We start from the raw sequence: 13,038 nt of genomic DNA on the forward strand, positions 1-13,038 counted from the left end.
ACGCCGCCCATCCCTCAACCCGACACGAGACCAGCCCCATGACCCCGCCCGAGCTCGAACGACAACTCGCCTTCCTGCGCGAAATCGACCGCCTCAAGAGCGTCGTCCGCCTGTCGCCGCTGATCGACCGCTCGCGGCGCGAAAACAGCGCCGAGCACTCCTGGCACCTTGCCATGTATGCGCTGGTGCTCTCCGGGCATGCCGCCGGCACGATCGACATCCTGCGCGTCGTCAAGATGCTGCTCATCCACGACATCGTCGAGATCGACGCCGGCGACGTTCCTTTCCATGATCCGGCGACGCACGTCGGGCAGGCCGAACGCGAACAACGTGCCGCCGAACGTCTCTTCGGCCTGCTGCCGGAAGCCCAGGCCGTCGAGTTCCGCGACCTGTGGCACGAATTCGAGGCCGCCGCGAGCGACGACGCGAAATTCGCCAAGGCCCTCGACCGCTTCCAGCCCATGCTGCACAACGCCGCCACCGACGGCGGCAGCTGGGTGGAATGCGCGGTGACGCTGGAGCAGATCAAGGCCCGCTGCCAGCCCCCGATCGAACGTGGCGCGCCCGCGCTGTGGGCAGCGGCTTCCGAAATGGCCGAAGCGCATTATCGGAAGCCGTAACGACAAGGCATGGCGGGCAGTCCGCCATGCCCGATGCGCCGTCAATCGGCGATGACCGCCCGCGTCCTCGCATCGCCGTGGTCGACGCTGAACCTTCCGGCGCCCAGCAGCACGAGATAAAGCATGCCCCCCATGATCGCCAGGTTCTTCAGGAAGTGGTTCAGCTGATTCTGGTAGCTTGCCGGGTCGGCATTCCAGAAGGGATGGAAGATCAGGGTGGTGGGTATCAGGAAGAGAAAGATGGCGGCGGCCGCCCAGCGCGCTTTCCAGCCCAGGATGATGGCCAGTCCGCCCAGTATCTCGAGGGCAATCGTGGCGACCAGGAGCAGTTCGCTCATCGGCATCCCCTTCGCACTCATGAAGCCGGCGACGGTGGCGAATTTCCCGATTTTGCCGATGCCCGAAACCACGAAGATGAGGCCCAGCAGAATCCGCCCCATGAGCAGCCCCGCTGCCTGTCTGTTTTGCATGCCAATCATGATGAACTCCTGTTTATGCGTTAAACGACATCAGCTTGATGTCTTGTGAAACCTCGAAATCCGCCTCGGTCCGCTCGCGAACCGTCTCGACCGAAACGCCCGGCGCCGTCTCGAGCAGGACAAAGCCGGCGGGCGAAACCAGGAAGACCGCCAGTTCGGTAATCACCCGCGACACCCGGGATCTCGCCGTCAGCGGCAGGCTGCACCGGCGCAACAGGCGTGCTTCGCCGTCCTTGGTGCAATGCTCCATCGCGACGATGACCTTTTTCGCGCCGCTGACCAGGTCCATCGCCCCGCCCATACCCGGCACCATCTTTCCCGGCACCATCCAGTTGGCCAGGTTGCCGGCCGCATCGACCTGCAAGCCCCCGAGCACGGTGACATCGACGTGGCCGCCGCGGATCAGCGCGAACGAAAAGGCACTGTCGAAGAAAGCGGCTCCCTGCTGGATGCCGCAGGGGACGCCGCCGGCATTGACGATCCCGGGAATCGGTTCGCCTTCCATCGGCGCCATGCCGAGAAAGCCGTTCTCCGATTGCAGGGTGATCGGGATGTCCGTCGGCAGAAAATGCGGGACCATCGTCGGCAGCCCTATCCCCAGGTTCACGACATCCCCCGGGCTCAACTCCTGGGCGACCCGGCGGGCGATAATTTCCTTGGCTTCCATGTTTCAGCCTCCCGTGCTGAGTACGATTTTGTCGACGAGAGCCCCCGGGGTCATCACGTGATCGGGGTCGATCGTGCCGACATCGACGATCTCATCCACCTCGGCGATCACCAGGTCGGCGGCCAGCGCGATTACCGGATTGAAGTTCCGGGCGGCCCGCTCGTAAACCAGGTTGCCCGCGGTGTCGGCCTGCTTCGCCTTGATGATCGCGACATCCGCGCGCAGCGGGGTTTCAAGCAGGTATTCGCGGCCCTGGACGGTCATTTTCTGCTTGCCTTCCTCGACCACGGTGCCGACCCCGGTCGGGGTCAGGAAGCCGCCCAGGCCGCTGCCGCCGGCGCGAATACGCTCGATCAGGGTGCCCTGGGGCACCAGTTCGACCTCGATTTCGCCGGCGATCATTTTCTTCCCAGTCTCCGGATTGGTCCCGATGTGGGAGACGATGACCTTGCCGGCCTGTCCGTTACCGATCAGCGGCCCGATCCCGGTTTCCGGCGCGGCGGTGTCGTTGCCGATCAAGGTGAGCCTTTGCACCTTGCTGGCCATCAGTGCGGAAACGATGCCCAGTGGCGTCCCGACGCCCATGAAGCCGCCGAACATGACATGCATCCCGTCGGCGAACAGGGGGCCGATATCGGCCCACTCCACGATTTTTTTCATTGTCTGGTCACTTCTTCAAGTTGAGGGTTGGCCTACTCGGCGTCCGGCTGGTTCACCGGAGAAGCCGCCTGGAACGGCGCCAGCGCCTCGCACGCCCGGTAGATGCGCCGGATGGTCGGCATCTGCTCCAGCGAGCAGTTGAAACGCTGCGCGTTGAAGACTTGCGGCACCAGGCAGCAGTCGGCCAGTCCGGGGCTGTCGCCGTGACAGAAACGACCGGTGCGCGGATCGTCGGCGAGCATTTTTTCGACGGCCAGCAGGCCTTCGTTGACCCAGTGCCGATACCAGTCCTCCCGTCCCTCGGGCGATACCTGGAACTGCTCGCCGAGAAAGTTCAGGACCCTCAGGTTGTTGATCGGATGGATGTCGCAGGCAATCGTCTGGGCGATGCTGCGCACCCGGGCGCGGTCCGCCGGACGAGCGGGCAAGAGCGGCACCTCGGGATGGACTTCGTCCAGGTACTCGATGATGGCCAGGGACTGGGTCAGATGGCCGCCGTCGTCGGCCTCCAGGCAGGGCACCGTGCCCAGCGGACTGAGCGCGCGATAGCCGGCCGAATTCTGCTGGCCGCCATCCTTCAACAAATGCACCAGCTCGGTGTCGTATTGCAGCCCCTTGAGATTGAGCGCGATACGCACCCGGTAGGCGGCCGAACTTCTGAAATAGGTATAGAGCTTCATGACGTTTCTTGTCCAAACCGGGCTGCGAGCATCGCCGATGCCTCGCCAGCCCTTGTTGCTCAGGCAGGGTATTCCTGGACTCGCTGCGCAATCGCGCCGAACAGGCTCTCGCCGTCGCGACCGAACATTTCAATCCGTACGCTGTCGCCAAACTTCAGGAAGGAGGTCTGCGGCTTGCCCGTCGCTATCGTTTCGTACATCCGGACCTCGGCCAGGCAGCAGTAGCCGACCCCGCCGTTGGTGATCGACGAGCCGTGCAAATCGCCCTGCTTGTTGGAGACGGTTCCCGAGCCGATGACGGAACCCGCTTCCAGCTCGCGGGTCTTGGCGACATGGGCGATCAGCTGCGGGAAATTGAAGGTCATGTCCTGGCCCGCATCGGGATTGCCGAAGAGACTGTCGTTGATGTGTACGGTCAGCGGACGGTGCACTTTGCCGTCTCGCCAGTCATCGCCCAGCTCGTCCGGCGTAATGGCGACCGGGCTGAACGCCGACGCCGGCTTCGACTGGAAAAACCCGAAACCCTTGGCCAGTTCGGCTGGGATCAGGTTGCGCAAGGAAACGTCGTTCACCAGCATGATCAGGCGAATGCTGTCCGCGGCCTGGGCCAGCGTGGCGCCCATGCGCACGTCGCCGGTGATCACCGCGACCTCGGCTTCGAGATCGACGCCCCAGTCCTCCGTGCGCACGGCGATCGGATCGCGCGGCCCGACGAAGGAATCGGAGCCTCCCTGGTACATCAGGGGATCGCTCCAGAACTCCGGCGGCAATTCGGCCCCGCGGGCGCGGCGCACCAGTTCGACGTGATTGACGTAGGCCGAGCCGTCGGCCCACTGGTAGGCGCGCGGCAACGGAGAGTGGCAAAGCGCCGGATCGAACACCTGCGCGTTCTGGACCAGCCCCTGGTTCAACGCGTCGTAGACTGCGCGCAGCTTGCCCTCGACGATATCCCAGTTGTCCAGGGCTTCCTGCAGGCTGCGGGCGATGGCGGGAACCGCCTGGCAATGGGTCAGGGCGCGATTGACGACGACCAGTGCGCCGTCACGGTTGGCGCTTTTCAAAGTGGCCAGTTTCATGTTCTTGCTCCAAGTTCGATGGATGGGGAGGTAAAGCGCCGCTGCCGGGGGAGTCGGCGCCCTGCCCTCGTTCAGTGGGCGACGGCGGCCTTGACGGGCATGGCCTGCTCGGTGCGGGCACCGAACAGCAGGACCAGGACGATCACTACCGACGGTATGGCAACCAGGTGGAACAGGCTGTCCTGCCCCCAGTTCAGGCCGATCAGCTGGCCGCCGACGACCGGACCGATCACCGAGCCGATACGACCGACACCCAGGCTCCAGCCGACGCCGGTCGTCCGCAGCGCGGTCGGGTAGTAGTTGGCGGCCATGGCATTGATCGCCGGCTGGCCGCCGACCACGGCAAAGCCGGTGACGAAGACGACAGCAAAGAGCAGGCCGACCGCACCCACGGAATGACCGATCAGGGCGATGAACACGGCGGCGGTCGCGAAACACGGCACCAGGACCCGCCGGAACCCGATACGGTCGATCAGCCCGCCCATCGCAACCGTGCCGATGGTCCCGCCCAGTTGCAGCGCGGCGCCGACCAGAACGGCTTTCTCGAGGCTCAGGCCGGCCAGCTTGGCGATCGTCGGCAGCCAGTTGGACAGGAAATAGAGGGCGATCATGTTGAGGAAGCTGATGCCCCAGATGGCCAGCGTTCCGACGGTCCGGCCGTCCTGGAAGAGCGCCATGACGGGAACGCCACCGCCGTTCCGCTCGGCGACCGCCAGTTCGGCGTCGTCGGGAATGCGCTGGGCCGGCATGGCTTTCTTGAGGACAGCCAGCGTAGCAGCCGAGCTTTTTCCGGAAAGCACCTGGAACTGGATCGATTCCGGCAGGCAGACGACCATCAGGGATGCGATGAGCAGGGGCAATGCGCCGCCCAGATAGAACACCGCTTGCCAGCCGTACAGCGGGATCAGTGCCGCCGAGATGACCCCGCCGAGCATGGCGCCAACCGTGAAACCGCAGGAAATCAGCATCATGATCGAGATCCGCTTGCGTTTCGGGCTGAATTCGCCGCACAGCGCCATGGCGTTGGGCATGATGGCGCCCAGCCCCAGCCCGGTGACGAAGCGAATGAAGATCAGTTCCTGGATCGAGCTGGAAAACGGCGTGACCAGCATGCACAAGCCGAAGAAGAAGGTAGAGGCGATCAGCACGGGACGTCGCCCGAGCTTGTCGGCCACCACGCTGAATACCAGCGAACCGACGAGCAGGCCGAACAGGCCGGCGCCGAATACCGGCCCGAGGGAGGACTTGTCGATATGCCAGTCCTGGAGCAGTGCGGGGGCTACATAGCCCATCGCCTGGACGTCGAAGCCGTCGAGCACCATGCACACGCCGCACAGGATGAAAATCCACCACTGGAACCTGCCGATGGGGCTTTCATCGATCAGCCTGACGACGTCGATTTTTGTAGTTGAGGTCATTTTATGTCTCCTTGCCACCCGGGGCCGCTTTCGGACAAAGCGGCCCCGACGATCCGAAATCGCTTCGATGTGGCTCAATTCGGTTGATCTGTCGCATGCCCCGGGGCGCAGCCTGGCGCCCGGGGCATGGCTCGGGCCTGCTTACGCCGTATAGCTGCCGTCGTGCATCCAGCGGGCATGCTGCGGGGCGCGCTTGGTCCTGGCCCATTCGTTGAGCATTTCCCACTTCACGTCGTCGAGCATCTTGGCCATCTTCGGCGTGCCGGTATTCGCTGCCAGCTCGAGGCGATGCCCGCTCGGGTCGAAGAAATAGATGGATTTGAAAATGGTGTGGTCGGTCGGGCCGACGACCGAAATGCCGTCGGCCTCGAGCTTGGCCTTCACCGCCATCATGACGTCGAGCGACTCGACTTCGAGCGCCAGGTGCTGGGTCCACACCGGCGTATTCGGATCGCGCCCCATTTCCGGCTTGGTCGGCAATTCGAAAAAGGCCAGGACGCTGCCGTTACCCGCATCGAGAAAGATGTGCATGTAGGGGTCCGGCTCCTTGGTCGAGGGCACCTGGTCCTCGGCGATGGCCAGGATGAAGTTCATGCCCAGGTATTTCTGGTACCACTCGACCGTTTCCTTGGCATCCTTGCAGCGGTACGCCACGTGGTGAATTCTCTTGATCGGTTGCATTGTTTGTCTCCAATATCCGTATAAGCACTTCGGCTGGTTGTGGTGTGTCCCGCGCAGGATTGAGTGCATTAAACGCTTTTGATTTATACAATTCCAACCGTTTTTAACGATGGATTAATCGGTTTACCCTATGAATATCACCCTGCGCCAACTCCGTGCCTTCGTCGCCGTCGCCCGCACCGGGAGCTTCACCCTGGCCGCCGAAAGCCTGTACATCACGCAGTCGGCGCTTTCCGGGCTGGTCAAGGAACTCGAGCAGGCCCTGGGTATCCGCGTCTTCGACCGCAGCACCCGGCGCATCCATCTGTCGGACATGGGGCGGGAACTATTACCCCTGGTCGAAAAAATCCTCAACGACCTCGATCGGGTACTGAGCGACGTAGCCGAGCGGAAGTCCCTGAAATCGGGGCTGGTCAGAGTGGCCGCCCCGCAGCTGATGGCGTCCACCTTGCTGCCCGAGATCATCGCCGCCTACAACATCGAGCACCCCGACATCCATGTGAAACTGGTCGATTCCGTGGTCGAAAGCATCGTGTCGCGCGTGTTTTCCAGCGAAGTCGACTTCGGCATCGGTCCGGAACGCGACCCGAACTCCGACATCACCGCCGAAAGCCTGTTCGAAGGGCGTTTCGTCGCGGTTTTCCCCCGGAATCACCCGCTCTCCGACATGCCCGAAGTCAACTGGGCCGATCTGGTCGCCTACCCCTTCATCTCGCTGCAGGGGCAATTCACCGAGCGCCTGATGCTCGATTTGCGGGAAGCGGCGGGCGACATCAAGTTCGCGCCGACCAACGAGGTCGCCTTCATGTCCACGGCGCTGGCGATGGTCAATGCCGGGCTCGGCGTGACCGCCTGCATCACCTACGCCTCGTCGCTGATCACGCTGTACCAGCTTGAAATGCGCCCCCTCGTCATGCCCGTCGTGCATCGCCGATTCTTCACCTTCACCCAGAACAACCGTTCGCTGACCCCGGCCGCCGAAAGCTTCAAGGCCTTCGTCCGCGCCTACCTCAGCGAGCATTCGGGCCGCTACTAGGCCGCCCGAGGGAACCAAACCAGGCCTCCGGCATCGAAAAGCCGACCGTGAGCGGGTTTGGCAACCCGACATCGGCTTCAGCCCGCCACCAATCTCCCCTTTCGCTGCGATGAACGCCCCTGCCCCCCGTCTTTTTGCCTTCGACAACACCTATGTCCGCGACCTGGAAAACTTCTACGTTCGCTGGAAACCGACGCCGGCCAGCAAGCCGAGCCTGATCCGCCTGAATGCCGGGCTGGCCCGCGAACTGGGCGCCGACCCGGCGCTGCTGGCGGCGCCGGAAGGTGTCGAGGCCCTGGCCGGCAACCGCATTCCGGAAGGCGCCGAGCCGATTGCCCAAGCTTATGCCGGGCATCAGTTCGGCGGCTTTTCGCCGCAGCTCGGCGATGGGCGCGCCTTGCTGCTGGGCGAGGTGATCGACAGCCACGGCCGGCGGCGCGACATCGCTTTCAAGGGTTCCGGGCGGACGCCCTTTTCCCGCAACGGCGACGGCAAGTGCGCGCTCGGGCCGGCCTTGCGCGAATATCTCGTCAGCGAGGCGATGCACGCGCTGGGCATTCCGACGACGCGCTCGCTGGCCGTGGTCGCCACCGGCGACATGGTGCGCCGCGAGCGCGCCCTGCCCGGCGCGGTGCTGACGCGGGTGGCGGCCAGCCATGTGCGGGTCGGCACGTTCGAATACTTTGCCGCCCACCAGGGGCCGGAACAGGTCAGGCGCCTGGCCGATTACGTCATTGCCCGCCACTACCCCGAGCTGGCCGCCAGCGCGCAGCCCTATCTCGACCTGCTGGCCGGCATCGCCGAGCGGCAGGCGGAGCTGATTGCCCGCTGGCTGGGCGTCGGCTTCATCCACGGCGTGATGAATACCGACAACATGACCATCTCCGGCGAAACCATCGACTACGGCCCGTGCGCCTTCATGGAGGCCTACGACCCGGCGACGGTGTTCAGCTCCATCGACCACAACGGCCGCTACGCCTACGGCAACCAGGCGGATATCGCGCAGTGGAACCTGGCGCGCCTCGCCGAGTCGCTGCTCGCCCTGATCGACGCCGACACCGACCGGGCCGTGGCGCGCGCCACCGAGCTGCTGACGGCGTTCCCGGAGCGGGTGGCGGTGCATTGGCTGGCCGTCATGCGCGGCAAGCTCGGCCTCGACGACTCGGGCCAGGCCGGCGAAGACAGCCAACTGGCCGAGGATTTCCTCGCCCTGCTGCAAGCGGGCAAGCTCGATTTCACCAACGCCTTCCGCGCCCTCTACGACGTGGCCGCCGGCAATCCCGCCCCGCTGCAGGCGCTGTTCGGCGACGCAGCCGGATTCGCCGCCTGGCGCGCCCGCTGGCAGGCCCGCCAGCCGCATCGCCCGGACGCCTTGCTGACCGCCATGCAACGCGCCAATCCCTGGGTCATCGCCCGCAATCATCGCGTCGAGGAAGCGCTGGCGGCGGCGGTCGACCGGATGGACCTGGCGCCCTTCGAGCGCCTGCTGGCCGTGCTGCAAAACCCCTACGCCGCGCGCCCCGGCGACATCGCCTACACCGAACCGGCACCGGCCGAGGTAACGGCCTGCTACCAGACTTTCTGCGGCACCTGACGGAGACCGACATGGCCACCAACGACTACGGCATCGCCCACCAACTCGCCCCGGAACTGGGCGTCGACGCATGGCGCGACGCCGCCGGACAGCCCCTGGCCGCCTACGGTCTGGCGCACATGCCCGGGCGCTACAAGCTGATTTTCTGCTTTCAGGACAACTGCCCGGGCTGCCACCGCAGCGGCTTTCCCACCCTGATCAAGCTTGTCGAGGCTTTCCGCCGCTCGCCGACGGTGAGCTTTGCCGCCGTCCAGACCGCCTTCGAGGAATTCGAGCACAACACGCCCGAGCGCGGCTTCGCCAACCAGCAGCGCTACGCCCTGCCCATCCCCTTCGGCCACGACGCCGGCCCGGACGGTGCAGGTTCCGTGCTGATGCGGCGCTACCGCAGCGGCGGCACGCCCTGGTTCATCCTGATCGACCCCGAGGGCGTGGTGCTCTTCAACCACTACCACGTCGACGCCGACCGTCTGATCGATTACCTGCGCGAGGCCGAGAGCAGGCATGCCGCCCCGGCGCCGGCCGGCATCCTGACCTGGGCCGGGGTGCTGCGCCTGGCGCGCGACGGCAATCCCCAGCCGCCGCGCCGCGTCGAACTGAAGGATGCCGAGTGGCGCGCCCGCCTGACGCCGGAGCAGTTCCGCGTCACCCGGCAGAAAGGCACCGAACCCGCCCACAGTTCGGCCATGTGCGCCCTCTTCGAACCCGGCCGCTATGCCTGCGCCTGCTGCGCCACCGAATTGTTCGATGCCGGCAGCAAGTTCGACAGCCATAGCGGCTGGCCAAGCTTCACCCAGGCCGTGGCGCCCGATGTCGTGGCCTACCACGACGATTCCAGCCACGGCATGACGCGCATCGAAACCACCTGCAACGTCTGCGACGCCCATCTCGGCCATGTATTCCCCGATGGCCCGGCGCCGAGCGGCCTGCGCTACTGCATCAACGCCCTGTCGCTGACCAAGTGCTGATCGCCGGGTAGCCCGGGCCGGCGGCGCTATACTGCTGGCATCGCCCCTGCAGGAGCCTGCCATGCCCAGCGCTACGGAACGTTTCATCCTGGCCCTCGACCAGGGAACGACGAGCAGTCGCGCCATCCTTTTCGACCGCGCCGGCAGCATCCGCGGCGTCGCCCAGCAGGAGATCGCCCAGCACTACCCGCAGCCCGGCTGGGTCGAGCACGACGCCGGCGAAATCTGGGAATCGCAGCTCGCCGTGGCCCGTGCCGTCCTCCGCGACAGCGGCATCCCGGCCGGGCAGCTGGCCGCCGTCGGCATCGCCAACCAGCGCGAAACGACCGTCCTCTGGGATCGCGCCACCGGCCAGCCGCTGCACCGCGCCATCGTCTGGCAGGACCGGCGCACCGCCGGCATCTGCGACGAGCTGCGCGCGGCCGGCCATGCGCCCCTGTTCGCCGAACGGACCGGCCTGGTGCTCGACGCCTACTTTTCGGGCACCAAGCTGAAATGGCTGCTCGACCACATCCCCGGCGCCCGCGGCCGCGCCGAACGCGGCGAACTGGCCTTCGGCACCATCGACAGCTGGCTGGCCTGGCATTTGTCAGGCTGCCGGGAGCACGTCACCGACCCGTCGAACGCCGCGCGCACCCTGTTGTTCGACATCCACCGCCGGTGCTGGGACGACGAACTGCTCGCCCTGCTCGACATCCCGCCGCAACTGCTGCCGCGCATCGTCGACAGCAGCGGCGGCTTGGCCACGGTGGACGCCCGATGGCTGGGCTGTGCCGTGCCGCTGGCCGGCATCGCCGGCGACCAGCAGGCCGCCACCTTCGGCCAGGCCTGCCTCGAACACGGCATGGCGAAGAATACCTACGGCACCGGCTGCTTCCTGCTCATGAATACCGGCGAGCGCCCGATGACCTCGCGCCACCGCCTGTTGAGCACGGTCGGCTGGCAACGCCGGGGAAAAACCACCTACCTGCTCGAAGGCAGCGTGTTCATGGGCGGCGCCACGGTGCAATGGCTGCGCGACGGGCTGGGGCTGATTTCCAGCTCGGCCGAAGTCGAAACCCTGGCCGCCAGCGTGCCCGACAACGGCGGCGTCTACCTGGTGCCCGCCCATGCCGGCCTCGGCGCGCCGCACTGGGACCCGCAGGCCCGCGGCGCCCTGTTCGGCCTGACGCGCGGCTCGACCAAGGCTCACATCGCCCGCGCCGCGCTGGAGGCCATCGCCTTCCAGAGCGCCGACCTGCTGGCCGCCATGGAAAAGGATGCCGGCCAGCCCCTGAGCGAATTGCGCGTCGATGGCGGCGCGGCACGCAACGACCTGCTGATGCAGTTCCAGGCCGATCTCCTCGGCGTGCCGGTGGTGCGCCCGCGCGTCACCGAAACCACCGCGCTCGGCGCCGCCTGCCTGGCCGGCCTGGCGGTCGGCTTCTGGCAGGACGAAGCCGAACTGGTGGCGCTGTGGCAGGCCGAGCGCCGCTTCGAACCGGGCATGCCCGAAACCCGCCGCGCCGCGCTGTTCGGCGAATGGCAGCGCGCCGTCGAGCGCTCGCTGCAGTGGGCGACCCCGGCATGACGACCGCGCCGCCCGCCCGCCACGACAGCCTCTCCGCGCTGCTCGACGTGGATGCCTGGGACGTGCTGGTCATCGGCGGCGGTGCCAGCGGCCTGGGCGCCGCCGTCGATGCCGCCGCCCGCGGTTACCGGACGCTGCTGCTCGAAGCCCGCGACTTCGCCTCGGGTACCTCGTCGTGCAGCACCAAGCTGATCCACGGCGGCGTGCGCTACCTGCGCCAGGGCGACATCGGCCTGGTCCGCCACGCGCTGCACGAGCGGACCCACCTGCTCGCCAACGCAGCGCACCTCGTCCATCCGCTCGCCTTCGTCATTCCCGCCAGGAGCCAGTTCGACCGCCTGTTCTATGGCGCCGGCCTCAAGCTCTACGACCTGCTGGCCGGCGCCCACGGCCTGGCGGCGTCGGGCAGCCTCGACCGGGCCGAGCTGCGCGCCGCCCTGCCCGGCCTCAAGCCGGATGGCCTGTGCGGCGGCATCCGCTACTGGGACGGCCAGTTCGACGACGCCCGCCTGGCTGTCACCCTGATGCGTACCGCCATCGACCACGGCGCCACCTGCCTGAACTACCTGCCGGTCGTCGGCCTGCTCAAGGCGGGTGGCCGCATCGCCGGCGCCCTGGCTCGCGACGCCGAGACCGGCGAGGAGTTCGAGATCAGGGCCAGGGCGGTGATCAACGCCACGGGCGTCCATGGCGACCGGATACGCCGCCTCGACCGGCCGGAGAGCGCACCGCTGCTGACGCCCAGCCAGGGCATCCATCTTGTCGTCGATGCCGATTTCCTGCCCGGCAAGCAGGCCCTGCTGATCCCCGAAACCGAGGACGGCCGGGTGATGTTCGCCATTCCCTGGCAAGGCAAGGTGCTGCTCGGCACTACCGACACGCCGCGTCCGGAACTCCGGCAACTCGACGACCCGCAGCCGCTGGCGGAAGAAATCGACTTCCTGCTGCGCACCGCCGCCGGCGCCCTGGCCCGGCCGCCGACCCGCGCCGACATCCGCAGCGCCTTCGCCGGCCTGCGCCCGCTGATCCACCCGGAACACGACAGCGACCGCCAGACCACCGCCGCCCTGTCGCGCGAACACGCCATCCTGGTCAGCGACAGCGGCCTGATCACCGTCGCCGGCGGCAAATGGACCACCTACCGCCTGATGGGCGAGCAGGTCATCGACCGCGCCGCCGCGCTGGCCGGCCTGCCCGCCGTCCCCTGCCCGACCCGCGGGCTGAAGCTGCACGGCAGCCCGCCACAGCCGTGCGACGACGTGCTCGGTACCGACACCGCACTGCTCGCAGGGCTGCCCGGCCACGACCGCCGCTTGCATCCCGCGCTGCCGTACAGCGAGGCGATGGTCCGCTTCGCCATCCGCTACGAGCAGGCGCGGACGGTGGAGGACATCCTGGCCCGCCGCACCCGCGCCTTCTTCCTCGACGCAGCGGCGGGCGAGGCCTGCATCCAACAGGTGGCCGGCCTGTTGGCCGATGAGCTGAATCCATCCGACGAGCGATTGCAGGGCGTCACGGAACAGGCTTTCCAGAGCGCCAGGCGCTTTCAACCGGCAACGGGTTAGCGGACGGGTTTTCGCGAAAGATTT

The 13,038-nt window shown here is 66.6% G+C and carries 13 protein-coding genes; 6 read left to right on the top strand and 7 right to left on the bottom strand.

The window, feature by feature from the left end:
* Window positions 1–38: 38 nt before the first annotated feature.
* A complete protein-coding gene (locus Q0P59_RS06240; RefSeq protein WP_295004708.1) occupies window positions 39–620 on the top strand; it encodes an HD domain-containing protein in 582 nt (193 codons plus the stop codon).
* 41 nt (window positions 621–661) lie between these two features.
* Here the strand turns inward: Q0P59_RS06240 and Q0P59_RS06245 are convergent, their stop codons facing one another.
* From Q0P59_RS06245 to Q0P59_RS06275, 7 genes are all read right to left on the bottom strand, one after another.
* The gene (locus tag Q0P59_RS06245; RefSeq protein ID WP_295004710.1) at window positions 662–1,099 is read right to left on the bottom strand and encodes a DoxX family protein; all 438 of its coding nucleotides are present in this window, start codon (window positions 1,097–1,099) and stop codon (window positions 662–664) included.
* 13 nt (window positions 1,100–1,112) lie between these two features.
* The gene (locus Q0P59_RS06250) at window positions 1,113–1,766 is read right to left on the bottom strand and encodes a 3-oxoacid CoA-transferase subunit B (RefSeq protein WP_295004711.1); all 654 of its coding nucleotides are present in this window, start codon (window positions 1,764–1,766) and stop codon (window positions 1,113–1,115) included.
* A gap of 3 nt (window positions 1,767–1,769) precedes the next feature.
* Window positions 1,770–2,426, bottom strand: coding sequence for an acetate CoA-transferase subunit alpha (atoD, locus tag Q0P59_RS06255; RefSeq protein ID WP_295004712.1), 657 nt, complete (start codon window positions 2,424–2,426; stop codon window positions 1,770–1,772).
* A 32-nt stretch (window positions 2,427–2,458) separates the two neighbouring features.
* Window positions 2,459–3,106: a maleylacetoacetate isomerase gene (gene maiA / locus Q0P59_RS06260; RefSeq protein WP_295004713.1), complete on the bottom strand. Its 648-nt coding sequence runs from the start codon at window positions 3,104–3,106 to the stop codon at window positions 2,459–2,461.
* A 59-nt stretch (window positions 3,107–3,165) separates the two neighbouring features.
* A complete protein-coding gene (locus Q0P59_RS06265) occupies window positions 3,166–4,182 on the bottom strand; it encodes a fumarylacetoacetate hydrolase family protein (RefSeq protein ID WP_295004714.1) in 1,017 nt (338 codons plus the stop codon).
* Window positions 4,183–4,253: 71 nt separating this feature from the next.
* Window positions 4,254–5,600 carry an MFS transporter gene (locus Q0P59_RS06270; RefSeq protein ID WP_295004715.1) on the bottom strand — a complete coding sequence of 449 codons (1,347 nt, stop codon included), beginning with the start codon at window positions 5,598–5,600 and terminating at the stop codon, window positions 4,254–4,256.
* Between the two features lie 141 nt (window positions 5,601–5,741).
* Entirely contained in the window at window positions 5,742–6,281 is a 540-nt protein-coding gene (locus Q0P59_RS06275) for a VOC family protein (RefSeq protein ID WP_295004716.1), read from the bottom strand.
* A gap of 130 nt (window positions 6,282–6,411) precedes the next feature.
* Here Q0P59_RS06275 and Q0P59_RS06280 point away from each other — a divergent pair, with 130 nt between their 5' ends.
* From Q0P59_RS06280 to Q0P59_RS06300, 5 genes are all read left to right on the top strand, one after another.
* Window positions 6,412–7,317, top strand: coding sequence for a LysR family transcriptional regulator (locus Q0P59_RS06280; protein WP_295004717.1), 906 nt, complete (start codon window positions 6,412–6,414; stop codon window positions 7,315–7,317).
* Between the two features lie 109 nt (window positions 7,318–7,426).
* Complete coding sequence (locus Q0P59_RS06285; RefSeq protein WP_295004718.1) at window positions 7,427–8,911, top strand: protein adenylyltransferase SelO; 1,485 nt, start codon at window positions 7,427–7,429, stop codon at window positions 8,909–8,911.
* Window positions 8,912–9,465: 554 nt separating this feature from the next.
* The gene (gene msrB, locus Q0P59_RS06290) at window positions 9,466–9,879 is read left to right on the top strand and encodes a peptide-methionine (R)-S-oxide reductase MsrB (RefSeq protein ID WP_366090380.1); all 414 of its coding nucleotides are present in this window, start codon (window positions 9,466–9,468) and stop codon (window positions 9,877–9,879) included.
* Window positions 9,880–9,940: 61 nt separating this feature from the next.
* Entirely contained in the window at window positions 9,941–11,449 is a 1,509-nt protein-coding gene (gene glpK / locus Q0P59_RS06295) for a glycerol kinase GlpK (RefSeq protein ID WP_295004719.1), read from the top strand.
* Window positions 11,446–13,014, top strand: a complete 1,569-nt coding sequence (locus tag Q0P59_RS06300; protein ID WP_295004720.1) for a glycerol-3-phosphate dehydrogenase/oxidase — start codon at window positions 11,446–11,448, stop codon at window positions 13,012–13,014. Before glpK ends, Q0P59_RS06300 begins: the two co-directional genes overlap by 4 nt.
* Window positions 13,015–13,038: the final 24 nt, after the last annotated feature.

The organism is uncultured Dechloromonas sp., assembly GCF_945957265.1.
Taxonomy (GTDB): Bacteria; Pseudomonadota; Gammaproteobacteria; order Burkholderiales; family Rhodocyclaceae; genus Azonexus.